The sequence below is a fragment of the Sedimentitalea sp. genome (assembly GCF_039973035.1).
Taxonomy (GTDB): Bacteria; Pseudomonadota; Alphaproteobacteria; order Rhodobacterales; family Rhodobacteraceae; genus Sedimentitalea.
Window position 1 is genome coordinate 47168 of sequence record NZ_JBDWLR010000094.1, and the last position, 26174, is coordinate 73341.

The 26174-nt window shown below is 60.2% G+C and carries 20 protein-coding genes; 15 read left to right on the top strand and 5 right to left on the bottom strand.

The annotated features are described in order from the left end of the window. Nucleotides 1-47: 47 nt before the first annotated feature. From ABJO75_RS25240 to ABJO75_RS25300, 13 genes are all read left to right on the top strand, one after another. Nucleotides 48-635 carry a heme NO-binding domain-containing protein gene (locus ABJO75_RS25240; protein WP_348133128.1) on the top strand — a complete coding sequence of 196 codons (588 nt, stop codon included), beginning with the start codon at nt 48-50 and terminating at the stop codon, nt 633-635. Beyond that, nucleotides 632-1675 carry a diguanylate cyclase gene (locus ABJO75_RS25245; RefSeq protein ID WP_348133125.1) on the top strand — a complete coding sequence of 348 codons (1044 nt, stop codon included), beginning with the start codon at nt 632-634 and terminating at the stop codon, nt 1673-1675. The genes ABJO75_RS25240 and ABJO75_RS25245 overlap by 4 nt, the downstream gene beginning before the upstream one ends. A gap of 337 nt (nt 1676-2012) precedes the next feature. Beyond that, nucleotides 2013-2714 carry a hypothetical protein gene (locus tag ABJO75_RS25250; protein ID WP_348133122.1) on the top strand — a complete coding sequence of 234 codons (702 nt, stop codon included), beginning with the start codon at nt 2013-2015 and terminating at the stop codon, nt 2712-2714. A 5-nt stretch (nt 2715-2719) separates the two neighbouring features. Continuing rightward, entirely contained in the window at nt 2720-4420 is a 1701-nt protein-coding gene (locus ABJO75_RS25255; RefSeq protein WP_348133120.1) for a serine protease, read from the top strand. 7 nt (nt 4421-4427) lie between these two features. Beyond that, on the top strand, nt 4428-5711 hold the full coding sequence (locus tag ABJO75_RS25260) for a hypothetical protein (RefSeq protein ID WP_348133117.1): 1284 nt from the start codon (nt 4428-4430) through the stop codon (nt 5709-5711). A 5-nt stretch (nt 5712-5716) separates the two neighbouring features. Continuing rightward, on the top strand, nt 5717-8797 hold the full coding sequence (locus tag ABJO75_RS25265) for a virulence factor SrfB (protein WP_348133114.1): 3081 nt from the start codon (nt 5717-5719) through the stop codon (nt 8795-8797). Between the two features lie 13 nt (nt 8798-8810). Then, nucleotides 8811-11459, top strand: a complete 2649-nt coding sequence (locus ABJO75_RS25270) for a virulence factor SrfC family protein (protein ID WP_348133111.1) — start codon at nt 8811-8813, stop codon at nt 11457-11459. Further along, entirely contained in the window at nt 11456-12490 is a 1035-nt protein-coding gene (locus tag ABJO75_RS25275) for a hypothetical protein (RefSeq protein WP_348133108.1), read from the top strand. Before ABJO75_RS25270 ends, ABJO75_RS25275 begins: the two co-directional genes overlap by 4 nt. Continuing rightward, nucleotides 12474-14414, top strand: coding sequence for a vWA domain-containing protein (locus tag ABJO75_RS25280; protein ID WP_348133105.1), 1941 nt, complete (start codon nt 12474-12476; stop codon nt 14412-14414). The genes ABJO75_RS25275 and ABJO75_RS25280 overlap by 17 nt, the downstream gene beginning before the upstream one ends. Nucleotides 14415-14419: 5 nt before the next feature. After that, nucleotides 14420-15136 (top strand): ATP-binding cassette domain-containing protein, encoded by a 717-nt coding sequence (locus ABJO75_RS25285; protein ID WP_348133102.1) that lies wholly within the window; start codon nt 14420-14422, stop codon nt 15134-15136. Then, nucleotides 15130-16326 carry an ABC transporter permease gene (locus ABJO75_RS25290; RefSeq protein ID WP_348133099.1) on the top strand — a complete coding sequence of 399 codons (1197 nt, stop codon included), beginning with the start codon at nt 15130-15132 and terminating at the stop codon, nt 16324-16326. The genes ABJO75_RS25285 and ABJO75_RS25290 overlap by 7 nt, the downstream gene beginning before the upstream one ends. Further along, entirely contained in the window at nt 16323-17879 is a 1557-nt protein-coding gene (locus ABJO75_RS25295) for an SUMF1/EgtB/PvdO family nonheme iron enzyme (RefSeq protein ID WP_348133096.1), read from the top strand. Before ABJO75_RS25290 ends, ABJO75_RS25295 begins: the two co-directional genes overlap by 4 nt. Nucleotides 17880-18082: 203 nt before the next feature. Then, on the top strand, nt 18083-19444 hold the full coding sequence (locus ABJO75_RS25300) for a peptidoglycan-binding domain-containing protein (protein WP_348133094.1): 1362 nt from the start codon (nt 18083-18085) through the stop codon (nt 19442-19444). A gap of 150 nt (nt 19445-19594) precedes the next feature. On the opposite strand, the gene ABJO75_RS25305 is transcribed toward ABJO75_RS25300, so the two are convergent. Further along, nucleotides 19595-19804, bottom strand: coding sequence for an SHOCT domain-containing protein (locus ABJO75_RS25305; protein WP_348125109.1), 210 nt, complete (start codon nt 19802-19804; stop codon nt 19595-19597). A 177-nt stretch (nt 19805-19981) separates the two neighbouring features. Between ABJO75_RS25305 and ABJO75_RS25310 the strand changes: the two genes are divergently transcribed. Beyond that, complete coding sequence (locus ABJO75_RS25310; protein WP_348125111.1) at nt 19982-20602, top strand: glutathione S-transferase; 621 nt, start codon at nt 19982-19984, stop codon at nt 20600-20602. Nucleotides 20603-20629: 27 nt separating this feature from the next. On the opposite strand, the gene ABJO75_RS25315 is transcribed toward ABJO75_RS25310, so the two are convergent. From ABJO75_RS25315 to ABJO75_RS25330, 4 genes are read right to left on the bottom strand one after another with little or no spacing between them, the layout of a single operon-like run. Then, nucleotides 20630-20875: a MoaD/ThiS family protein gene (locus ABJO75_RS25315; protein ID WP_348125113.1), complete on the bottom strand. Its 246-nt coding sequence runs from the start codon at nt 20873-20875 to the stop codon at nt 20630-20632. After that, nucleotides 20868-23117 carry a xanthine dehydrogenase family protein molybdopterin-binding subunit gene (locus ABJO75_RS25320; protein ID WP_348125115.1) on the bottom strand — a complete coding sequence of 750 codons (2250 nt, stop codon included), beginning with the start codon at nt 23115-23117 and terminating at the stop codon, nt 20868-20870. Before ABJO75_RS25320 ends, ABJO75_RS25315 begins: the two co-directional genes overlap by 8 nt. Continuing rightward, nucleotides 23117-23596: a (2Fe-2S)-binding protein gene (locus tag ABJO75_RS25325; protein WP_348125117.1), complete on the bottom strand. Its 480-nt coding sequence runs from the start codon at nt 23594-23596 to the stop codon at nt 23117-23119. The genes ABJO75_RS25320 and ABJO75_RS25325 overlap by 1 nt, the downstream gene beginning before the upstream one ends. Before the next feature lie 3 nt (nt 23597-23599). After that, complete coding sequence (locus tag ABJO75_RS25330; RefSeq protein WP_348125119.1) at nt 23600-24469, bottom strand: xanthine dehydrogenase family protein subunit M; 870 nt, start codon at nt 24467-24469, stop codon at nt 23600-23602. Nucleotides 24470-24600: 131 nt separating this feature from the next. Between ABJO75_RS25330 and ABJO75_RS25335 the strand changes: the two genes are divergently transcribed. Continuing rightward, nucleotides 24601-26154: an acetolactate synthase large subunit gene (locus ABJO75_RS25335; protein WP_348125121.1), complete on the top strand. Its 1554-nt coding sequence runs from the start codon at nt 24601-24603 to the stop codon at nt 26152-26154. The last annotated feature ends 20 nt before the right edge of the window (nt 26155-26174 follow it).

Below are 26174 nucleotides of genomic sequence, written 5' to 3' on the forward strand. Positions count from 1 at the left end.
TTAACGGCCACGGGCGACTGTCGCTGTGGTCAATAAGCGGGTCGGATATGCACGGGCTAGTCAACAAGGCACTACAATCGTTCTTCTGCGCCACCTATGGGACGGAACGTTGGTTGCGTGTGACCGAAGCTGCTGGTTTCGAAAGCCCCGAGTTCGAGGCGATGTTGATCTATGACAAGGATCAGTCCAGCCGCTTGCTGGATGCCATGGCTTTGGAACTGGAACGCCCCCTGAACGAGGTGCTCGAGGATATTGGCACGTTCCTTGTGTCCAATCCCCACACGGAATCGCTGCGCCGATTGCTCCGGTTCTGCGGTGTAAGCTATCTGGATTTCCTGCATTCTCTGGATGATCTGCCTGACAGGGCGCGGCTTGCGGTATCGGATTTGCATCTCCCGGCCCTCGAACTGCGCGAACATGCGGCGGGGCGGTTCAGCCTGACCTGCGCTCCCGGCCTTCCGGGATTTGGAGATGTGTTGGTCGGAGTGCTGCGCGCGATGGCCGATGACTACGGTGCGCTTGCGATGCTGGAACATTCAGGCGGCAGTAATGGGCGCGATGTCATCAGCATCACACTGATCGAAACGGCGTTTGCCAAAGGCCGAAGCTTTGAACTGGGAGCGGCGACACCATGATCGCACGGGATCAGCTTGCTATTTGGCTCACTACCCTGTGCCCGATGCATGTGATGCTAGACAAGACCGGCCATATCACCGGTGCCGGTCCGACGTTACAAAAACTGCGCCCGGACACACCGATGGTCGGGCAGCGGTTTCTGGAGCTGTTCGAGCTGACCAGGCCACGGGCCGTCACGAACGTGACCGGATTGTTGGCGCATGCCGGTGCCAAACTGCACCTTGAATTGCGGGATGAACCGCGCACGGCCCTCAAGGGCGTTGCCATTGCGACGGATCAAGGGGCGATCCTGAACCTGTCTTTCGGAATTTCGGTCTTGGACGCGGTCAGGGACTACGCGCTGACCAGTGCGGATTTTGCGGCCACCGATCTGACCATCGAGCTCCTCTATCTCGTCGAAGCAAAGAGCGCCGCGATGGACGCATCGCGCAAGCTTAACCAACGGTTGCAGGGTGCCAAGATCGCCGCCGAGGAACAGGCCTTTACCGACACGCTGACCGGATTAAAGAACCGCCGGGCAATGGAACACGTATTGTCGCGCATGGCGGCGGGACCCGAAGCCTTTGCCCTTATGAACCTTGATCTTGATTTCTTCAAGGCGGTGAATGATACGATGGGGCACGCCGCCGGCGATCACGTCTTGCAGGTGGCCGCACGTATCATGGTCGAAGAAACCCGTGATCAGGACATGGTTGCGCGCGTTGGTGGCGACGAGTTTGTGATTCTGTTTGAAGGACTTCGTGACAAGCGCCGGCTGGACGGCATTGCCGGTCGCATTATCACGCGCCTGCAAGAACCGGTTCCGTTTGAAGATCAGGTCTGCACCATCTCGGCGAGCATTGGCTCCGTGCTGTCGGGGCAATCCTTTGGTCGCGACCCTGCGGATTTGCTGCACAAGGCGGATCTCGCGTTGTATGCCTCCAAGCGGACGGGGCGAGGGCGACACACCTACTTTGATGAGGCGTTGGCAGCTGCTTCCGAACCGACTCAATTTGGTGATGCCGAAATCGGGCCATTGCCACGCGGGAGCGCGGCCTGATCCCGTAAGGCCATTCCATCCGATACTTTAATTGATACGTTGATACGCTGATACGCGGTTCGCCGCGTGGACACCGCAGTCAGCGTTTCCTCGACTGGGTAAGATTGGCGCTTGGTACAGGGGAAAAATTCATGAGAATCGTCAGATATGCGTTTTGATGATCCGTCTCATGCGAGTTGGCTCTTCTTTCCGCCGAACCTCAAACTCGACCCTTGCGGCTGTCGATGCCCCCGGCATAGGCTCAACCTATTGATAACCGGGACTTCATCACGCCGAACAATTGGCGGTCGCACCCCGGAACGTCGCAGGAGACAGGTGTAGTGGAAAAACAGGTGGCATGCGACTTGCCGTAACCCTTCTGGCGATTGCGTTGGTCATAGTGATCGGGGCGTCTGTCTATCTGCTGCTGCAATCTTGCGGCCTGCGACTGCCATTCACCGGGACAACCATCAGCTTTTGTGACTCTGACGAAAAACTGCAGACGCGCGCGGACTTGGCGCTGGTAGATCGCGCCAACGACGATCTTGCCATTCGGATCGGCGCATTGGAGCAGAAACTTGGCGGGCTGGTCTGCAAGGCTGAACCGCCTGCACCACCCCCTCCGCCTCCGCCACCCAAGCCACCGGCCAAGCCCGCGACGCCGAGCGGGTTGGCTCCGGATGCATTCGACAAGAACGATATCTCGGTGATGGAAGGGTGCTGGCAATTGTCGTCCGACTATGCCGTGCGCGACATCAACACACGCCGCATTACCCGGTTCAAATACTGGCGCATCTGTTTTGACAAGAATGGAAATGGAACAGAGATCATGCGCTCGACCAACGGCGTGCGATGCGAAGGGCAGTTGTCTGGCCGCATGCGCGGAAACGGGACATTAACCATGCGCGAACCGGGAAACCTGCAATGCAGCGATGGTTCATCGATTTTTCGCCGGGACGTTAGCTGCAAGCTGGACGCACGCGGCAACGCGAATTGCGATACGCACCAACCTGAAACCAATGGACGCGGCGCAGCGACCCTGCGCCGGGCCGGGAGATAACAGCGATGGCCGACCACTTTCTGTCCAAGACGCGCGTGGCGCCACAAGATTTTGTCGAGGCGGGCGGAACGCCGGTTCTGGAACGATACGATGCCTTGCAGGCCTTGCTGAACGAACGGGCCGGGCCAGAAGTGGCGGCACTGTTTGCCGAGCCACTGATCAGCCATGGAAATGACGCCGCTCCCCCGACTGTCGCATGGTATGCGGAAACGACCGCGGAACCGCGAGCGCTCTCAAGCCTTTCCCCAGCAGAACGCGATCGCGCCGAGGCCTATCTCGCAGACCATCTGCGCCCCTTGCGAGCTCTGGCCGAAGAACCTCAAAACGCGGATCTCGCACTGGGCGCGCTCAGCACCTATGGACGCGATGATGTCGTGATGGTCGGTGACCGTCCGATGATTATCAACTGGGGCCTGATGCCGGATTGCCATGGTGCCAATGTATCAAGCCGACCGGAGCATTTTGCAGGGACTTTGGGCCGCTATCTGACATTGACCCCAACGACTGGAAAAACACCCAAACCTGCTCCGGTCGCCGCGCCACCGGTCGCGCCGGTTGCGGCAGCGGCACCTGTGGTCGCTGACGTGCCTGTCCAGCGCCGGATCACGCGACTGGCGTGGATTCCACTTTTGATCCTGTTGCTGTTGGCCGGTGGTTTTCTTGCCTGGCTTCTCATGCCGGGTTCGCGCCTGTTTCATGCAGCCGAACCGCCAGCCATAACCGAAGAAGCGACATTGCGCGCGGCACGCGAACTCAATGACAGCTTGCGGGAGCGTCGCGAGACGCTTGCAACCGCGTTGGAGGGGGCGATGTGCCGGGCGGATGGAATGCTGGTGTTGCCCGATGGTCTAACTCCCGAAGGGCTGACCCCGCCGGCGCTTGGTGTCCAACCCGAGAGCCGGGCGAGCATCGCGCCCGACGCCCTGTTGCCCAGCAGCTCGGCGCGGGTGGTGATACCGGATGCGACCGATCCGGAGGCTGCGACCGACTTGCTTGCGGTAATCGAAGCGCGCACGGTTCTGGTGCTCGCCAGCGCCGGAAACGGCAAGGGCGCGACAGGATCCGGGTTTGTCATCGGGCCTGACCTTATCATGACTAACCAACATGTAGTTGCGGCTGCGATGACGGCAGGAGGGCAGATCCTCGTGACCGGCGGCAGTCTCGAAACACCGCAGGTCGCCACCGTGGTTAAGAGCCAAGGTCCATTGATGGAGACCGGAGGAGATTTTGCGCTCTTACAGATTGCCGATACTGGCGTGTCGGCGTTTCAGGTTCATGTTCCGCAAAGTTCGCTCAAGCTGAGCAACGTGGTTGCGGCGGGGTATCCCGGCGATGTGCTGGCGAGCGATATCAACTTTGCGGCGCTCAAGGCCGGAGATCTTGAGGCCGTGCCGGGGCTGACCGTGACCGAGGGGATCGTCAATACCGAACAGCAAATCGGTTCTCAGACGCATGTGCTGATGCACTCTGCAGCGTTGTCGAGCGGCAACTCCGGAGGGCCACTGGTAGACATGTGCGGGCGGCTGGTCGGGGTGAACACATTCGTTCGTGCGGGGCGGCTGCAAAATCGTGGATTTGCGTTGACCACTGCGGACATGATGGCGTTCCTGCAAGGGACCACAGCCGCGCCAACGGTCGATAGCGCCGCCTGTTCGCCGGTTGTCCAGAGGGCAGAGGCCGGTGCTCGCAAGGCTGAGGCGGAGTAGGCCGGGCATGTTCGAAACGCTGCTCGCCACAACGTCCTCGGAAGGGCTGCAACCATTGGGGGCTGCAGCGCAGCGGTCCTATGAACTGGTGAGTGATACCGTGCGCAGCCGACTGTCGCCGGAGCACGCCAACCTGTTTGCAGAACCTGTGGCGACCGAGCATGGCGACATGATAGATTGGTATGCTCCGGTCAAAGGAACGGCGGTGCCGCTTGGCGATCTGGACGCGGATGCCGCCGCCGATCTGCGCGCCCGTCTGGGCGAGCTGATCGCCGATATCCGCAGCGACGCAGCAGGATTGGCGGAAAGCGCGGATGTGCAGGATCAACGTCTCGCCGAAGCGTTGAACAATGCTATCGAAATCCCGGCGGAGTCGATGATTTACGCGGTAAGTCAACCCGACGGTTCGGTTCAGCCGGTGTTGGTGCATTGGGCGTGGCTTGGTGCGGAACGTCAATCCGTGCGCGGCATCCTGACTGCGATGATACCCCGTCCTCAACCGCTCGTGCCAGAGGGTGCCGTGGTCCATGATCACCCGCCTCGATCCGTGGCTTGGTGGTGGCTCTTGTTGCTCGGGTGGCTGCTGCTTGCGGCGATGCTGGTCTATATTCTGTACCTGATGATTGCACCTTGTGGGCTGAACGGTGGACGTTTGTTCTTTTGCCCGGAACCCGCGCCCGAGGTTTCCGCAATTCCGGTCGAACGGCAGGTTCTGGAAGCCGAGATCGCTGCGCTTGAGCATGAAATCGCCTTGTTGGATCGAGCCTGCCAGCCGACGATCCCAGTCTTGCCCGCCCCGCCGGATTCGTCCCCGGCAACCGAAGCACCCGAGGTGGAAACGCCTGAGCCGACGCCAGCCCCCGACCCGCAAGACGAGACTGAACGGGACAGCAAGGATGTCATTCGAGATCTCGACGAACGTGGGGCGCGACTGTCCGAACTGAATTTCGCACTGTCCTGGAACACGCTGGATGACATTGATCTGGCGGTGACCTGTCCTTCGGGGCAGACGATCTCCTATGCCAACCGTGGGGATTGCGACGGCACACTTGATCTGGACGCAAATGTGACGCGGGCGGACGCCATCGAGGATCCGGTTGAGAACATCGTGTTTGATCAGGCCACACCGGGGCTCTACAAGGTCAAGGTTCGTCTCAAGAGCAACCGAGGCGAAGGTGAAAAGCCTGTGACTCTGCATGTGTTACGGCGGGATGGCCGAAACCTGACATATTCTGGTACAGTCAGTGACAAGGCCCCCGAGTGGTCGTTAAACATAAGTATTTCGAGGTAGGCAGGATGCAGCAATCTCAACACCTGGCGCAGTTGGTCGAGTGGCGGGACGAGGTGAGCCTTGTTCCGTATTCGGGTACGCAGATCCTCGATTTCGGTTTTCGCATGGACAAGATCGAACTGCGCAATGCGCGGTTTGTTGAACGGGTGGTTGGTGGAACTGACGCTGCCGAGGAATGGGCGTTACTGCCGCTGACCGGTGACGCCGAAAGCGACGTTGTGGTGGAAGAGGCCGCGACACCGGAAGATGACGAATATTCGGTGCGATCCGTCGCCGCGTTGGAGCCCTTCCTGTCAAAGTGGATTCCTGTGCCGGTCCTGCGGGTCAAAACCGACCGTGGGGCAGGGGGTGAAGAACGGTTCGATCCCGGCCCCTCAAGCTGGGCTAGGATGCGGACGGTTGAGCTGGGCGAACCGGACCCGATGACCGGCGATACACATCGCGTGCAGCTCGCGCTTGATACGGCGCTGATGGATGGCGATCAGAGCTTTCAGTATCTGGCGCCCGAGCGCAGCGATGCCGAGAAATCACGAGACTTTCGATTTGTTGCGGACCCTGCGCGGATGGATTGGTTCCTGCGGCGGCTTGACCCGGCGAGTGACGGGCAAATGCTGGATTTGCAGAAATGGGTCTCAGACTGGCTCGATGATCTGTTCATGTCCTACAAGCGCGCAGAACGTCCAGGGCGCCGGATCACGCATGACGACCTGCCGCACAAATTCGAACACTGGGCGCGATATCTGGCCTATCTGCGCCTGATTGACCACGCTGTACGCATTCCGAAACTGCGCTTTGCTAACACCGTCAGCGCCTATGACAGCACCGCCCCGGTTGAGGTCGAACTGGTGCTGGATGTGGGCAATTCGCGCACTTGCGGCATCCTGATCGAAAGGTTTCCCGGGGAATCCCGGCTTGATCTGGCGCGGTCCTTTCCGCTTGAGGTGCGCGATCTGTCGCGACCGGAATTCCATTATTCGGGCCTGTTCGAAAGCCGGGTTGAATTCGCCGAGCATCGCATGGGCGACGAGCGCTATGCCAGCCGTTCGGGGCGGCGCAATGCTTTTCTCTGGCCGAGTTTTGTTCGTATGGGCCCCGAGGCCCTGCGGCTGGTGGCGGGAGAGGAAGGCACCGAGACCGCATCCGGCCTCTCAAGCCCCAAGCGGTATCTCTGGGATGACAAGCCTGTCTTGCAGGACTGGCGCTTTCATCATCATTCCGATCCCAACAATCTGCCCAAGGGATTGCGCGCCGCCATGCGCCATTTGAACGAGGCCGGCGATGTGCTCGAGCAGATCGAGGCAGATGAAAAGGCGCGTCTGCGTCCGCGTGGCAAAACGCCAAAGACCCCGGCAATTCGCCCCCGGTTCTCTCGCGCGTCGTTATTCGGGTTCATGTTGGCGGAAATCATCTCCCATGCGCTGATCCAGGTGAACGCACCGGCCAACCGTGCGCGGCGTCCGCAGTCTGAGCTCCCACGCAGGCTTGACCGGATCATTCTGACCTTGCCCACCGCGACGACGGCGCAGGAACAGGCAATCATACGGTCCAAGGCCAAAGGCGCACTGGCGCTGGTCTGGGCGATGATGGGGCTGCGCGACAGCGACAGCTCGATCAGCCGGATGCCGGAACTGATCGTCGAATGGGACGAGGCCAGCGCGACGCAGATGGTCTATCTCTATTCCGAGCTGACACAGAAATTCGATGGCCGCATTGATCGGTTCCTCAAACTGAAAGGGACACCGCGTCCGCAGGAACCGGGGCAGGCGGCGGCGCCTTCTCTGCGGCTGGCCTGTATCGATATCGGCGGCGGCACAACCGACTTGATGGTCACGACCTATTGGGGCGAAGCGGGGCGGGTTCTGCATCCGCGCCAGACCTTTCGCGAAGGGTTTCGCGTCGCAGGCGATGACATGCTGCAACGGGTCATCGCAGCGATCATTCTCCCCGGTCTGCAACAGGCCATCGAGCAGGCAGGCGGGCGGTTCGTCGGGGAAAAGCTGCGCGAACTGTTCGCAGGCGATATTGGCGGGATGGACCAGCAGAGCGTGCAGAAGCGCCGCCAGTTTGCCCTGCGCGCGCTGATGCCGCTTGCGGTGGCAATCCTCAAAACGTGCGAAACGGCGGTCGAATTCGAACCACTGGCGCTCGGCGTTCGCGACGTGTTGCCACTTGATGAGATCGCAGAGGACGACCTGCATATGCCGGTTGCCCTCATTGCCTATATTGAGGATGCGGCGCGGGATCTGGGGGCCACCGATTTTCGTCTGGCCAATGTGCAACTGACCTTCAGCCGCGAAGATGTGGATGCCATCGCGCGCGAGGTGTTTCAAAAGGCGCTGAGCAATCTGGCAGAGGTGATTGCCCATCTTGGTGTGGACGTGGTGCTGTTGACCGGACGACCCTCGCGGCTCCCGGCAGTGCGCGCTATCCTCGAAGAGATGCTGGTGGTGTCGCCGAAACGATTGATTTCCATGCATGATTACAAGACTGGGCGTTGGTATCCGTTCCGTGATCCGGTCACACAACGCATCGGTGATCCGAAATCGACGGTCGCGGTGGGTGGCATGCTGATCGCGCTCAGTGATGGACGTATTCCGAATTTCAAAGTCACGACCAGTGCTTTCCGAATGCAATCGACCGCGCGCTATATCGGCGAGATGGACACATCCGGGCAGATCATGGCCGAACGGGTGCTGTTTGCTGATGTCGATCTGGATGCGCGCAAAACCGAAAGCGACCTGATGGCGCGGATCACCATGTATACGCCGATTTATCTTGGATCGCGGCAGCTTCCGCTGGAACGTTGGACGACGACGCCACTGTACCGACTTGATTTTGCAAACCAATCCGCACAATCGCGCGCGCCCTTGGCCGTGACCTTTGAGCGGAGCGAATTTGACGAGGATCCTGACCGCGAGACCAGCGAAACCGCGCTGCGCCGCGAGGCGATGCGCGAGGCGTTTGTGGTGACTGAACTTGAAGACAATGAAGGCACCGGCATGAAGGTGGGCGAAGTCGAGTTGCGGCTTCACACGCTTGGGTTCCAGGATGACTACTGGATCGATACCGGCCTGTTCCGGTTGTAAGAGGCTGACGAGTATGACCGCAGAACACCAACAGAAACTAGCCGGGGAATGCGCTGAATTTGCCGAGTTGACCGCGCAGGCGCAGGCGTGGGTCGAAGACCCGGAGAATGCGGAACTGGTCGGAGCCGAGACCAAGTCACTGGTCCAGATGATGCGTCGCAACGCGCGCCGTGCGCGACGCTTGGCCCGTGCTGCCCAGACGCGCATGTCGGTCAGCGTCTTTGGTCCGAGTCAGGCTGGCAAGTCGTTTCTGGTCTCGGTTCTGGCACGCCCCGAAGGTGGGCCGCTGGTCGCCGATTTTGACGGGCCGGGCGGGACACTCGACTATATCCGCGAAATCAATCCCGAGGGCGAGGGCGAAAGCACCGGGCTGGTCACCCGGTTCACCATGGATCGCGCGCCTACGCCCGACGGATACCCGGTGCGGCTGACCTTGCTCAGCGAGGCGGACATCGTGCGCACGTTGCTTAACAGTTTCTTTATGGATGGCGACCGATCGGAACTCAGCCTCGAACCGGCAGAAATTGCCACACATCTGGATGCCTTCAAGGCCCGTGCCGCAGGTGCGCGCGCCGGGATGGTCGGCGACGATGTCTACGAAATCGGGGAATATGTCGAAGCTGCCTTTGGCCGCGAGGCCTATGCCGTGGCGCTGCGGCCATTCTGGGAAGAGGCAGCGACAATTGCGCCGAACTTGAGCATTGCGGACCGGGCCGCGTTCCTTGCACCACTTTGGGGCGGGCATCAGGCGTTTTCCGATCTCTATATCCGTTTGGCTGATGCTTTGGCACAGCTTGGACACGCCGAAGAGGTATATGCCGGGCTTGATGCTTTGGTGCCGCGTGACACTTCGATTATCGATGTCAAGACGCTGTCGGGAAGTGCCGACGGTGCGCCGCTGTCTGTGATCGCGCAAGGGCACTCTGCGGTGACACTGCCCCGATCGGTGGTGTGCGGTCTGGCGGCAGAGTTGGTATTGCCGATGCAATCGCTGCCTTCGACGATGTTTTCTGAAACGGATTTGCTGGACTTTCCCGGTGCCAGAAACCGGTTTGAGCAGCACCTGAGCAAAGCGTTCACTGGTGGTGCCGAGCAAATCCTGCCCGAGCTTCTGTTGCGCGGAAAAGTTGCCTATCTGTTTGACAGATATGTGCAAAATCAGGAAATTACCTCGATGCTGCTTTGTGTTCCGGACAGCAATATGGAAACCGTCGACTTGCCGGGACTCGTTCAGAACTGGATCGGCACGACGCATGGGGCGACACCCCAACTGCGGGCGCAGACGGATTGCGTGCTGTTTGTGGTGCTGACCAAATTTGACAAGCATCTTGGCGACTCCGCCGCCGAAGGGGGGGACGAGACCCGGTTTGAACGGCGCATGGCGGCCTCGCTCTTGGAGAAATTCGGGCGCGGCAGTGACAATTGGGTCGGGGAATGGACACCGGATCAGGCGTTTTCCAACTGTTTCTGGCTCCGCAATCCGAACTACTATGTCGACGGGTTGATGGAGTATGACGCCAGCAAGCGTGAAACCCGCGTTCGACCTGAAAAGCAATCCCGTATCTCGGAACTGCGTTCCGGCTGTCTGGCTGCCCCGTCGGTGACACGGCATTTTGCCGATCCGCCTGCCGCATGGGATGCGGCGTTGTCGTTGAATGATGGCGGCGTCAGCTATCTGATTTCGGCGCTCGAAAAGGTGTGTAAACCTGACAGTAAGTTGCGCCAGATCGCCACGCAGCTGGATCAGGCCCGGCAGGAACTCAGGCAGGCGATCAACCCGTTTCACGTGGCTGATGACGTGGAAACGCGTATTGACGAAAAGAAGCAAATAGTGAGCCGGATCATTGACGATCTCGAAGACGCGCTGGCGCGGCATCGCTTTGGCGCGGTACTGGCGGCGCTGATGGTCGATCAGGACGAGATCGAAGGTCGCATTGCACGGGTTCCAAGCTCTGTCCGGATCACCAGCGCGGTGAGCGCGGCGGGTGGGGGCAGCCGTCCTGAAATCGCAGAGACACCTGTTCTGCAGCGACCCGGCAGACCCGCGCGCCCGGCACCGAATGCTGGCGCCGCAGAGAATGATCAATCGAATGTGCGCACCATGACGCTGGAACAGTTTCAATCCGAAACCGCGATCGAGCTTTGGATTGACCGGATGAAACAGCTTCGGGATGACCGTGCGCGCCGCAAGGCATACGGGCTGGGCGACGTGACCGCAGGCGATCTGGTTGCAGAATTGATTCATGCCGCACGGCGCATTGGGCTGGGACGGTCGGCGGCGGATGGGCTCCGGGAAATCAATTTCGGGCTGACGGTCGAAAAACAGGCGCAACCTGCCTCGATCCTGAGCGCGGAGAGCATCAATCGCTTTGTATCAACGCTGGGTATGCTGGATGTGCCTGAACCGGATCGCCCGCAAGTCCAGACGCCTGATGGCGAAAGCCGCGCGATATTCAGCGCACCACCAGCTGCTGATAGCGTTGACGACCTTCCCGCGACACCAAGGGCCACGGCCGAGCAAATGTGGACCGATTGGGTGTTTGCACTGGATGCGGTGGCGCTTGCCAATGCCAAGGATGGTGTCGGTGGAGAAATCAACATCGAGCAGAACCTGCGCCTTGGCCAGATTCTCGCCTCACTCACCGGGTCGCGCGCTGCATGAGTTTAAAGGTTCATCCTGATCCGCAGGAACCTGCCGGCGGCTATGCGTTTCTCGAGCTTGAGGCAGGCAGCCTGCCGGACGGTGGGCAGTTGGTTGCTGTCTTTGATGCGTTTGGTGAACGCTGGCTGGCGCGTCCCGACGACGCTGACGCGTCCGGCGGCAACGCCGAGCCGAATTGGCAGACTGAAAAGTTTGAATTCGGCCCTTACGACGTCTATCGGCATGATGGTGCAGATTGGCTGCGGATTGGCCCGGAGATTGTCAACCAGCTCGGAGAATATGCGTCTTTGCGTCTTACCTTGGCCGGTCGTACCTATGACGTGATCTGGCCAGACAACGTCCCGCAACGCGCCAGCGCGGCGGTTTTGGGCGGCCTGCAACCGGTGGGCCGCAAGCCGGTTGAGATCATAGACAGACGTGTCGGAACGGTCCAGCCGGACGGTCCCGAGGATGCGGAACTCGACGTCATCGAGTCTCTGGAGCTTTCGCAAGAAGAACCGGAAGAGTTGGAGGTCGAACCAGACCGCAGGCGCGGATGGGGTCTGCCCTTGTTGTTGGCGGCACTTGTGATCGCCGCCGCCCTCGCTTGGTATTTCTGGCCGGACTCCGAACCTGAACCCACACCTGAATCTGCGCCTGTTGTCACGGAGCAAACCGCGCCCTGTACTCGGCAGACACTCGCCGCAACCAAGGGCGGGTTCGTTGCAATTGCCGACGCAATCCGTGCCTGTGGTTCTGATGTTCAGCCGGACACCGCACTGAGCCTTGTAGAAGAGGCCGCCGCGGCAGATGATCCTGATGCGCTGTTGCTGTTTGGTACGCTGTACGATGGCGAGGTGCTGGACCCGCGGATCGAAAACCTGACCGGGCTGACATTTGCGGATGATCCGGCGCAGGCTTCGGAATACTATGCACGAGCGGTGACCGCTGGATCCGAAACGGCCGCCGACAACCTGAGCAAGACGTGCGAGCGGTTGGCGAATGATGACGCGACCTTAGCCAAAGGGGCTTATGATGATTTCTGTTCGTAGCTGGTCTCGTATTCGCGTCGCCATCGCAGGTTGTATCGTCCTGCTGGGGCCGATGATCGCCCCGGTGCCCAGTGTCGCGCAGGGCGCCGAAAGACCCTTGCTCGCCGAGGGGCGCAAGACGGTCTATCAGCGGGTTCTGACGCGGCCCGGCGCGCTTGGCTATCCGAGCCCGGGCGAGGCAGCAACGCTGGGTTATCCCGCATTTCAGCCGCTCTACATCTTTGATGTTCAGCCGGGATGGATTCAGGTCGGCCCTTCAATCAGCGGCGGGCCGACCGGTTGGGTGCAGGCGGGAACCGTGGTCCCGTGGAAACAGAACATCGTCGCGGCCTTTACCAACAGCGCCGGTCGGGAACGGCAGTTTGTCTTCGATAGCGAAGCGCGGTTGCGCCAGATGATGGAGCATGAGGCGCTGCGCGAGACGCAGGCACGCATGCTGGCGGAAGTTGCAGCGGGGACCGTGCCGGATACGCGCGGGCTCGTCGCCGTGGAGCCAACGGAATTCGTCAATATCGTCGATCAGCTTTACCTGATGCCGATCCTCGATTTCGTGCAGGATCTGCATCCGTTGAACTACGAAGAAAACTTGCTGATGAAGGTCGCTTCGGTGCCGCTTCGCGAGGCAACTGAGCCTGCACAGGCGCAAGCTGACAGTTTTGATGCAGGGATCGTCTTTGTCTTTGATACGACGCAATCGATGGAACCCTATATTCAGCGCACCCAAGCGGCTGTAGAACAGATCGTTGACGAATTGCAGGGCACCGAGATCGGCGAGCGGGTGCAATTCGGGGTCGTTGCCTTTCGGGACAACCCCGGAGCCACGCCAGAGCTTGAATACCGGACGCGCACGTTGTTGCCGCTGCAGCGTCGTCAGGATCAGACCCCGGTGGTGGCAACGATCCGGGCGGCGACCCGTGTTGCCCAGATCAATTCGCCGGGCTTTAACGAAGACAGTTTGGCCGGTGTGGAAGATGCCGTTGATCTCACCGATTGGAGCGGCGGCGGGCGCGATCCGTTCGACGCCAGGATCGTGATCCTGATCACCGACGCCGGTCCCAAGGATGTTCGTGATCCCAATGCAAGGACCCATATCGGGGCCAAGGAATTGCAGCGGGATGCGCAGGACAAAGGCGTTGCGATCATGACCCTGCATTTGCAAACCTCGGCAGGGGGCGAGGCGCAACATGCCTATGCCGCCGCGCAATATCGTGATCTGTCGCGTTTCCACGAAGACACGTTTTATTACGGCATCGAAGACGGATCACCACAGGCGCTTGAGGAGTCTGTAACGCGGCTTGTCACTGCGATCACGGATGTGATCCGGGTGGCGCGCAATGACCAGCCGGTGCTGGCACCAGAAGATACCGGTCAGGAGATGGTCAATCTGGGCCTTGCCCTGCAGCTTGCTTATCTGGGGCGGTTGCGCGGGACACAGGCCCCGGACGTGATCGAGGGTTGGGTTTCGGAAAAGGCGGTCGAGGATCCGTCAAGGCTGGCCATCGAACCACGGCTGCTGGTGACCAAGAACGAAATGGCGACGATGGCCGACCTGCTCTCGCAGTTGCTGACGCTGGGGGAACAGAGCCGGGGTGCCGAGGATGCCGCAAACTTTTTCACCCAGGTGCGGGATGTTGTTGCGCGAATGGCGCAGAACCCTGACCGGCTTATCAACACCGAAAGTGATACGTTGGGCGGCGCGCTCGAATTTCTCGATGATCTGCCCTATGAGAGCCAGTTGATGCTGACCACCGAGGATCGCTGGGCGCAGAGCGCGATGAACCGGCGGGCCATTCTGGACGGAATGCGACAGAAACTTGCGCAGTATCGCAAATGGTTGCTCGACCCCAAAGTCTGGACACCACTCTATGATGGCGCACCGGACGGCGAATACGTCTTTGCGATGCCATTTGACGTGTTGCCCTAGGCCCGATGGCGCGCGGTCTGACGCTCACCAATGGTCGGATAGAATTGCGCGACAGGGATCGCGCATTTCGGTTGCAGATTGATCGGCTGGAGCTTGAGCCGGGGCAGGCGGTGGCCTTGACCGGGGCGAGCGGATCGGGAAAGACCCTGTTGCTGGAACTGCTCGGCCTGTTGCGGGCACCGGGCGCAGGCACAGTGTTTTCATGTGATGACACGGATTTGACGGCGCTGTGGCAAAGCGGGGCGCGCAATGCGGATCTGGCCCGGATGCGTGGGAAAATGTTTGGTTTCGTGCCCCAGACAGGTGCATTGATGCCGTTTCTTACGGTGTCCGATAATATCGCACTACCCCAACAGGTGACCGGGTGCAAAGATACTGCATGGTGTTCGGCGTTGATCGATCGATTGGGGTTGAGCGAAGTCGCGAGTCTGATGCCGGGGACCCTGTCCATCGGTCAGAGACAACGCGTGGCCATCGCGCGGGCATTGGCGCACCGACCGCCCTTTGTCATTGCAGATGAACCCACGGCGGCACTGGATAGCGACACAGCAGATGTGGTATTGGACCTGTTTCTGTCCACAGCGGCTGAACAAGAGTGCGGCGTAATCCTGTCAAGCCACGACACCGATCGTATCGCGCGATTTGACATTCCGCGTCTCGGGTTGACCACCGAGGCACGGGACGGTGTCGTAACCAGCAGGTTGGAGCAGGTGTCATGCTGATTGCTACGCTGGCATGGCGTGATCTGATGCGCGACCGGTTCTTTCTGTTCTGCAATGTGGCGATCATGGTTGGAATACTTGTGCCGCTATTGGTGTTGTTCGGTGTCAAGAATGGTGTCTATTCGGCGCTTATCGGTGAAATGCTCGCGGACCCGGTGAACCGGCAAATCGACACGCGCGGCAATGCGTCCTTTGCAGACGCCGATCTTGCGTCCATGCGCGATTGGCCAGAGATTGCGTTTCTGACGCCCAAGGTGCGCGGCCAGTTCGATTACATGAACGTCCGCGCGAAAGGTGGGCGAAGAATGCGCCCGGCGTTGATCATCCCGACCGGCGCGGGGGATCCAACCTTGCCGGATGGGGCTGAGATTTCTGGTAATCAGGTTGCCGTGAGTGCCCAGCTGGCAGCACGGTTGGAACTGAGTGCGGGCACCGACCTGCAATTGATCAGCCAGGCCGAGGGGCGCCCCAAGCAACTTGTCCTGCCCGTCACAGTTGCGCTGGTCTTGCCGGAAACGGCCACGGCCGGGCGCGCCGTGCTGGCACCGTTTGAAATGCTTGACCTGATCGAGGCCTTTTATGATTCCTACAGCCTGCCGGATCACGGCATCACGGGCACGCGTGATCTGGCGGACCGGGTGCCGTCCTACGAAGGGATCCGCGTCTATGCCCGAAATCTGCAGGATCTCGCAGGTCTGCAGGCACGGATCGAAGATCACCTGTCCATCGGCACCACGGCACGCACGCGCGACGTTGAATCCTTGCTTGGATTGGGCCGTAAGCTGAACCTTGCGCTTGGATTGACTGCCGGGCTTGCGGCACTTGGCCTTGGCGCGGCACTGGTGCTTGGGTTCTGGTCGGACGTCAGCCGCAAAAAGACGGTTCTGGCGGGCATGGCGCTGTTGGGCATACCGGGGCGTACGCTTGCGTTGTTTCCGGTAGTGCAGGCACTGATCACCTCGCTCGCGGGTTTGACCGTCTCGTTCCTGTTGTATCTGGCGGCCGGGCGTATCGCTGGCGCGATGTTTGGGCAGGGGCTTCCCCAAGGCGCGTCCATCACGCAGATACCGATCGCACACGGGCTGACGATCTGCCTTGGTGTGCTGGTTCTGGTTCTGGGCGCCGCCGCGGTCGCGGCGTGGTCGGCGCAGCGGCTCGACCCGGCCAGCGTTCTGCGAGAGGGCATATGATGATACAGAGATTGTTGGTCGTTATACTCTTAACCTTGGCCGGTCCTCTGTCTGCCCAAGAGGGTTGGCCGCTTGAATTGACTGATCCAGCCTTTGAAACCGAACCCGCCGATCTGCTGCTGCCGATGCCCTGCGGTGCTGCGATGGCCTTTCAGAAGGTTAGTGTTCCGGTGGATGCAAGCGATCCTCTTGCGGATCGCCGCGTACGTTTGGGGCAGTCGCGGGATCAGACCGGATACGCCGACTATCTGTTGCCCGCGTACCTGCGAGGGCCATTTGAGGATGACGACAGCGGGACCACCTATTACTACATCGCGCGCTATGAACTTACACGGGGTCAGTACCGGGCCTTGATGGGAGACTGCGAAGCGCCGTCTCGGGTTGACCGTCTGGCGCAAGGCGGTCTTGGCTGGTTTGATGCAGTGGCAATTGCGCAGCGCTACAACGAATGGCTGCTGCAGAACGCGACAAATGCCTTGCCACATGTCGATGACGCTCCTGCCTTTGTCCGCCTGCCGACCGAGGCCGAATGGGAGTATGCGACGCGCGGCGGTGCCCGTGTGGATGCAACGCAATTTCCAGCCCCACTTTTCTTTGGCAATGGGGATCTGCGGGATTATGCGCGCTTTCAGGCGTCCGGATCGTCGCGCGGAACATTGGGGCCTGTCGGGTTACGCAAACCAAATCCGCTCGGTTTGTTTGATGTTTACGGCAACGCCGAGGAACTGATGCTTGAACCGTTTCGGCTGAATGCAGTTGGTCGGCCGGGCGGTCAGGTTGGCGGCATTGTGACGCGAGGTGGTTCGGTCCTGTCCAGTGCCGATCAGATCTACAGTGCGCAAAGAACCGAGTACCCTCCGTTTGACGCCGCGAAAGGCACGCCGCTGCGGGCCGAAACCTTTGGCGTGCGTTTCGTTCTGGCCGCGCCGATCACGACGACCGACCAGCGGTTGAACGAGATACGCGATCGCTGGATGGAATTGGCAAATGCCGATCAGAATGGCGCAACCGTCGATCCGGTCGCCCGGATTACTACGCTGATCGAGGCCGAGATCGACCCGCGGCGCAGGGACGAACTTGATAACCTCAAGCTTGAATTTCGCCGCGCGCGTGATCGTGCGCAGACCGCGCTTCAGCAATCCGCGCGCGCGACGCTGCTGGCGGGGGCGGTGTTCGTGGATTCACTGGACGAGAACGCCGCAGATATCGAGAACAAGGCCGGCAATATCCGACTGCTTATCGATTTGCAGCGTGCCGGAGAAAACAGCCCGGTCTATGGGCGGCAGGTCGAGAAGCACGTGGCCGAGATCAAACAGATGCGGCATGTACAATCGACCTACCTGTTGTCGTTTCGTGCCGCGTTGGAAACGTTATCGACAGACATCGGGGCGACCGATCGCGAGGCCGCCTATAACGTGCTGCGCGAAGAACTGTCTCTGTCCGAGCGCGAAAATACCCTGCGGACCCTTGATCGTTTTTGGGAGGATCTGGTTGCCTATGAGGCCCGCCCAGACATCACCCCGGCCCAGTTGCTTTACGTGGCACTCAACTGAACTGAGGTCGCAAAGATCGCAAGTCCAATCACATTGACGCCAGCTATCTGCCGGACAGGGTGCGTTTCAGGCCACGAATCTTGACAAAAAGCCCTTTGCATGGTCCGCTATTGCCGTGAGAATTGGTATTTTAACCGCAAAGGGCGAAATTTCGGCACGAGGCCCGTGTCAGGTTACGTCCTATCAAGCGTGAGGTATTAAATATGTTTAGCAAGAGATTATTGACGTCATTGGTCGCAGCGAGCCTTATCGCCGTGCCCTCTCAACGCGCGTTGGCGGGCGATGCGGGCAAGATTCTGGGTGGCGCGTTATTGGGCGCAGCCATCATGCATGGTGTTCAGCAGAATAAGCAGCGTCAGCGCACAACGACACGGACGCGGACTTACAGCAGTGGCATCTCGTCCGCTCAGCGTGCCGAGAACCGGCAGGTCCAGACTTCATTGAATTACTTTGGATACCATGTCGGGTCGGTTGATGGTTCGCTTGGCCGCAAGAGCCGGTCCGGAATTTCCCGGTATCAGGCTGACATGGGCTTTCAGCCGGATGGTTATCTGGACACTTACGAAAAAGACTTTCTGTTGGGAAGCTATCAGCGGGCGTTGGCCAGTTCTTCGGTCGCACCCTATAACCAGATCGTTGCGACACAGGGTTACGGCGGATTGCTGCGGACCTATCGCAATGAACAGATGGGCATCCAGACGCCAAACCCGAATATCCAGAGCGCCGCAGTTCAAGCACCGGCGCCTGTAGCTGTTCCGCAAGTTGTCGCTCCTGCGCCAGCACCGGTGCCTGTTGCCGCTCCTGCACCAGCACCTGTTCCCGCGCCAGTGCCAACTCAGCCTGAGCCGGTGACCGCGCGGGCCGACACGGGTGCCTTGCCTGAGTTCACCTTTGGTCAGGTGCCGAAGTCCGTGAATGAGTATTGCAACGAGATCAATGTTCTGACGGCAGCAAATGGCGGCATCACCACGGCAGGTCGGGTTACTGACGCTGAGTTTGCCCTGAACGAGCAGTTTTGTTTGGCGCGGACCCATGCCATGGCAGAAAGCACGTCGATTGTGTCGACGATCCCGAATATGACGGACGCACAGGTTGCGCAGCAGTGTGAGGGTCTGTCACAGGCAATCGCGCCGCATATGGTTGCGCTTGAAACGTCGCGCCCTGACAAGGTCATTGGTGATACGGCGGGCTTCCTGCAAAGCTCGGGTCGTCCGATGGATCAGTTGGTCTCCGGTGGCAAGGTTTGTCTGGGAGTTGGCTATCGCACCGATAACGCGTCGATGGCACTTGCATCGGCTGTACTGCTCGCATCGGCTGGGCAGCTTGGCTATGGCGAAATGGTCAGCCATCACATGCGGGAAGGGTTTGGCACCGCCAAGACATCGCCACAACAATCCGGCGCATGGATGAACCTGGCGATGGACTCGCTTGCTGGTGGTGGTTCGACTGTGTTGGGGCAGTCCTCTGACCGCGTTGCCGTTCTTAAAGAGGCGATGCAAGGCGGGAGTTCTACTGCGAACTCGGCCGCAGCATTGCCTGTCTTTGGGGCGCCTACGAATAACTGAGCTAAGCGGCTACGAGCGAAACCCGTCTCTCATTGTGGCTGGTTGCGCTCAGGCCGAAAAACCAGCTTTTGAAGCAAATAGAAAAACCCCGGCGAACATATGTTCGCCGGGGTTTTTCTTTGAAACACGGGCAATATAAACCGCGCTTGCTCAGACCTTCTTCTTGAGGATTTCCTTGCGCTTCTTTTCGTATTCCGACTGAGAAATCGCCCCGGCATCCAAGGCGGCCTTGAGGTCGGTCAGTTCCTGTCCGGTGGTTGCCGTGGACATATTGGTCGTGTTGCGTGCGCCGCCGCCGCCACAGGCCGAAACCGCAACGAGTGACAGGATGAGAAAGCCGCTGATCGCGAAGCGTTGCATGATTTTTCCTTGCTGCTCTTTTGGATGTCCCCATGAATATATCCGGCCATTTACATCGACAAGGTTAAGCGGCGGTTCCGCCACGAGAAATATTGCGGAGAGCTACGTTGCTTAGGCACTGGTGTTTCGGGATCAAAACCGTCAGCGTGCATTAAGTCCAGCATTCGGAGACAAGGCATGATCACCGTTCACCATCTCAAAAATTCGCGCTCGCAACGTATTCTCTGGCTGCTCGAAGAGTTGGGTCTGGAATATGATCTCAAGACCTATCAACGCGATGTGGAAACCAATCTCGCGCCGCCGGAACTGTTGGAGATCCACCAACTCGGTAAATCTCCGATGATCGAAGATGATGGGCGCCTGATCGCGGAGAGCGGTGCGATCGTTGAATATATTTGTTCGCGATACGGATCACAGATGGTTCCCCCGGCGGGAAGCGATGCCTGGATTTCCCATCAGGAGCTGATGCATTTCGCCGAAGGGTCCGCGATGACACCAATTCTGCTGGCGCTTTATGTTGGCAAGCTGGGTGCCGCGGGTGCGCCGCTCGGCCCCCGGATCGAGCAACAATTGGATATACATTTTAACTATATGGAGGTCATTCTGCGCCCATCCGGTCACTTTGTGCTTGATGAGTTGTCAGCGGTCGACATCATGATGAGCTTTCCCGCCGAAGTCGCGGTGCGGCAAGGGCGCGGTGAGGCGCATCCCAAGCTGGCAGAGTTTGTAGAACGCATCCACGCGCGACCGGGCTTTATCCGGGCGCTGGAGCGGGGCGGAAGCTATGCCTTTGCGTGATCCAGAAGCCGTCGATATCTACTGAAACTATCCGCCTTTCAGACGTTGCATCAGAAATACCTCGCTATCCGGTTGCACCGGCTCAGTCAGGCTGCTGGCGATGACACGCCCGTCGACGGCGACTGATACGCCAGCGTCAATTGCGTCCTGCAATCCGGGGTGAGCTTTGACGAGGCCATCCAAGACCTCGCCAACTGTTTTGGCATCGACCTCAACGCTTTCCTTGCCATCAGCAAGGGCGCGCAGGCCCGACCAGAGATTGACCTCAACCATCGCTTTGGTGGTCGAGCGCCGCGAGAATCCGCGGCGGTGACATTGGCAATTCGCGCAACCGGACGCCCGCCGCTGCAGAAACCGCATTTGCAATCGCAGCAAGTGGCGGGCAGATCGACGTTTCCCCAACACCGCGCACGCCGTAGGGGTGACCGGGATTGGGAACCTCGACGATCACCGTGTCGATCATGGGCAGGTCGCTGGCGACGGGAATCCGGTAATCCAGGAACAGGGCGTTCTGAAGCCGCCCGTCGTCGCCATAGATATACTCCTCGTTCAGCGCCCAACCGATGCCCTGTGCCGCGCCGCCCTGATACTGACCTTCGACATAGGTGGGGTGAATTGCCTTGCCCGCGTCCTGCACCACGGTATAGCGCACGACGCTGGTTTTGCCGGTCTCGGGATCAACCTCTGCATCGACGATGTGGGTGGCAAAGCTGACGCCAGCGCCTTCGGGCGTAGCCTCGAAATGACCAACGATCGGACCGCCGGTTGCGCCCATACGTTTGGTGATCTCGGCGATGGGCAGCGGGTCAAAATCACCGGCATTGGGGCCCGAGGGCACGGCACAGCCGTTTTCCCATTTCACTGCGTCTTCGGGGATACCCCATTTCGCGGCGGCACGACCGCAGAGCTTTTTCACGGCATCGCGTGCGGCCTCGATGGTAGCGAGACCGCTGGCATAAGTGACGCGGCTGCCATGGCTGACTTCGTTATAGCCGAGCGTTGCAGTGTCGGCGATGGTCACGCGGACATTGTCGTAGGGTATGCCAAGCTCTTCGGCGGCCATCAGCGCCATGGACGCGCGGCTGCCTCCGATATCGGGGGTGCCAACCGCCAATTGGGCCGTTCCATCCTCGGAAAGTGCAAGATTAACAGCAGTTTCGCCGCCATGGTTAAACCAGAATCCACAGGAAATCCCACGGCCCTGACCGGGTTTCAAAGGCGCGCTGTAATGCGGATGTGACTGCGCGGCCTCAAGTGTTTCGACCAGACCGATCTGATCAAACATCGGCCCAAAGCTCGCCTTGGTGCCTTTCTTTGAGGCGTTTTTGAGCCGGGTTTCGATTGGGTCGAGTCCAAGCTGATTGCACAGCTCGTCAATCACCGATTCCACCGCAAACGCCGCCATCGGCGAACCGGGGGCCCGGTAGGCTGCTTGTTTCGGTCGGTTGGAGATTACGTCATAGCCGACCTGATGCACGTTCTTCAGCGCATAGGGGGCAAAGGCGCACATGGCGGTGAATTCCATTGGTGCGCCCGGAAACGCTCCGCCCTGCAGGCGGAAGGTGCCTTGCGCCGCAGTGATGGTGCCATCCTTCTTCATGCCGATCTTGATATCCATCGACGTCGACGCGGTAGGGCCGGTGGCCTTGAACACATCGGCGCGCGGCATAACCAGCTTGACCGGCTTGTTCGTCTTGCGCGCCAGTGCGAGCGCGACGGGTTCGATGAAAACAGCCGTTTTGCCACCAAAACCACCACCGATTTCAGACGCTGTCACGCGCAGATTGGCAGTTTCAACGCCCAGTAGGGCGGCGCAGATCTTTTGCACGTTCCAGTGACCTTGGGTACAGCACCAAAGCTCGCCCTTGCCATCTCCACCCAGCGTCGCAAGGCAGGCATGGGGTTCGATATAGCCTTGGTGGGTGGCCTCGGTCTTGAAGTGATCCTCGATAACCAGATCTGCCTCGGCGAACCCGGCCTCTACATCGCCATGTCCGCTCTCGTGATAGCGCACGACGTTGGGGTGCAGCCCTTCGGGAACGGATTTGTCGGCCGTGCCTGCGCGGATCACCGGCGCGTCGTCGGCCATCGCCTTGTCCACATCCGTGACATGGGGCAGCACTTCGTACTCGACCTCGATCAGCTTGGCGGCGTCACGCGCAATCAGGGCGCTGGTGGCGGCAACGGCCGCGACCGCGTGACCATCATAAAGCGCGGTATCGCCCGCCATGACGTTTTCGAGGATATTCCAGTTCTCACCGGTCAGTCCGGTCGCGAAATCGGCGCGGGTGACGATGCCTTTGACCCCGGCCAGCGCCGTCGCCTTGGAGGTGTCGATATTCTTGATCCGGGCATGGGCGTGCGGGCTGCGCACGATGCTGGCAAACAGCATGCCTGGTGCGGTGGCATCGGCGCCAAAGCGCGCACGACCGGTCACCTTGTCGATGCCATCAGGCCGGTTTGGGCGGGTGCCGACTTGGGTGAAACCAGTGGTCTTTTCAGAATCCAGTGCCATTACGACGCCTCCCGCATGTCTGCAGCCGTGTCCATCACGGCGCGAATGATCTTGTCATACCCTGTGCAGCGGCAGAGGTTGCCCGCCAACCAATAGCGCACTTCGGTTTCGGTCGGGTTGGGGTTCTTCTTCAGCAATGCCTCGGTCGCAACGAGGATCCCCGGAGTGCAGATGCCGCATTGAAGCGCGGCATACTCGATGAATTTCTGCTGCAGCGGGTGCAGTTCTTCGCCGGTGGCCATGCCTTCGATGGTGGTGATCTCGTGGCCTTCGGCTTCGGCGCCGAGCATCAGGCAGGAACAGACCAGCCGACCATCCAGAGTGACCGAGCAAGCGCCGCAATCGCCGGTGCCGCAGCCTTCCTTGGCCCCGGTCAGTCCCAGCCGGTCGCGCAATACATCCAGCAGCGTTTCGCGTGGGTCGCACAGGTATTCGACCTGATCGCCGTTGATGGTGGTGGTGACGTGTATCTTGCTCATGGTTTAGCTGTCCTTTTCGCCTTGGGCGCGGGCATAGGCGATCTTGGCCGCGCGCTGCGCCAGAACCCCGGCTACGTGGGTGCGGAACTTGACGGTGCCGCGTTTGTCATCAATCGGCGAACAAGCGGCGCTGGCCGCCTCAGAAAGCGCCGTAAGGGCCGCGTCATCAAGCGTGGTGCCGATGATTGCCTCGGCGGCTTCGGCCACCAGTCGCACGGTCGGGGCGACCGCGCCAAGCGCAACGCGCGCCTCGGTGATTGTGTCGCCGTCAAGGCGCAGGTTGATGCCACAGCCAACGACCGCGATGTCCATTTCCGTGCGTGGGATGAACCGCAGATAGGCGTCACCGCCATTTGTGCCGCGCGGGGGGAGATGCACAGCGGTAATCATTTCGCCCGCATCCAGGCTGGTCTTGCCGGGGCCTGTTGGGATGTCTTCGACGGCGACCTGCCGCGTACCGTTCGGTCCGGTCACCGTGACGCTGGCCTCGGCGGCGACCATGGCAGGCACGGCATCGGCGGCAGGCGAAGCATTGCACAGATTGCCAACCATCGTGCAGCGCCCCTGAATCTGGGTCGATCCGATCAGGTCGGTGGCCTCGACCACACCGGGCCAGTCGCGGGTCAACTCTGCATGTTCGGTCATCTCGGCACCGGCAACGGCAATGCCGATCTGCCAGCCGCCTTCGGGCGTTCGGGTGATGTCTTTGACGCCGCTGATTCCCTTGACGTTGATCAGGGTGTCGGGCGTCAGGATATCGGCGCGCATCTGAACGAGCACATCGGTGCCACCGGCGAGAAAGCGCGTGGTGCCGGTGGCCTCTGCCGCGATCGCGATGGCGTCATCAAAACTGGTCGGGGTGTGGTAGTGCATGTGTCGGGCTCCCGCTGGACTTGCCGCGCAACTCTTTCAGATCATGCAGGAAACGGCAACACCTGCCGGACTGTTTGCATCGCTCTTCGGCATGCGCGTAGGATCGGGCAAATTTCAGAAAGGGCAGGGCAATGACAGACATGAACGGTGCAGAGAGCCTGGTGCGATCCTTGATCGCGAGTGAGGTGGATACCTGTTTCACCAATCCGGGGACATCCGAGATGCATTTCGTGGCCGCGCTGGATCAGGTGCCGGGGATGCGATCCGTTTTGGCACTTTTCGAAGGCGTGGCGACGGGTGCTGCCGACGGGTATTATCGGATGGCGAGGCGTCCGGCCTGTACGCTGTTGCATCTTGGGCCGGGGCTGGCGAACGGGTTGGCCAATCTGCACAACGCGAAAAAGGCAGGCTCGGGTGTGGTCAATATCGTTGGCGAACATGCCGCGAGCCATATCGAACTCGACGCTCCGCTGACGTCGGATATTGCCGGAATTGCACGTCCGGTTTCACATTGGGTGCATGCGTCTGGTAGTGCCGCTGATGTGGGGGCGGATGCCGCGCGTGCGGTTCAGGCGGCGCGGACGCCACCGGGACAGGTCGCGACACTGATTCTTCCAAGTGACACGGCATGGACAACCGGTGGGCAGGTGGCGGACCCCTGTGCCGTACCGGAACGTGGGCATCTGGATACGACCGGACTGGATCAGGCGATTGCGGCGCTGAGCGGGCCGGACAGTCTGTTGCTGTTGGGCGGCGATGCGCTGAGTGACGCGGCGTTGGATTCGGCAGGGCGGATCGCGGCCAAGACCGGCTGTGCGCTGTTGTCAGAATGGTCCAATGCCCGGATGGAGCGTGGTGCAGGTCGGGTTGCCGTCAATCGGGTGCCCTATCCGATTGATTTGGCGCTTGAGGCGCTCAGCGGGTATCGGCGGATCGTTCTGGTGGGTGCGCGTGCGCCAATCGGGTTCTTTGCTTATCCCGGAAAACCAGCAATTCTGACGCGAGAGGATGCCGAGATTATCCCACTCGCGGGGGCGGGTGATGATCTGGTCGGGACGCTTGAGGCGCTGTCAGATGCTGTGGGTGCCGCCGGGCTCATTCCTGCAGGAGTTGGAGCGCGACAGGATATCGGGCTGCCGATTGGTGCGGCCACATCCGAAGCGATTGCCGCCGTTCTGGCCCGCACAATTCCCGAAAATGGTATTGTCGTCGATGAATCGGTCACCACGGGACGCGCCTTTTCTGCCGGGACGACGGGCGCTGCTCCGCATAGCTGGATCAACAATTGTGGTGGCTCTATCGGCTATGGCATGCCGGTTTCGATCGGCGCTGCAGTCGCCTGTCCGGACCGCAAGGTTCTGGCGCTGATCGGTGATGGCAGCGCGATGTACACGTTGCAGGCGCTCTGGACCATGGCGCGGGAACAATTGGATGTGACCGTCGTGATCTTTGCCAATCAGAGCTATGAAATTCTGCGCGGCGAGTTGACCAATGTGGGTGTGCAGAACCCAGGCCCACGCGCGGTTGATATGCTGTCGCTGAACCGGCCTGAACTGGGCTGGATCGAAATGGCGCGCGGCATGGGCGTCGATGGCTGTCGCGCCGAAGATGCGCCGGGGCTGGAAGCGGCGATCAAGGCCGGTCTGTCAGTTTCCGGGCCATACCTGATCGAACTTGCCTGCTGAACCCACGCCTGAAGAACCTG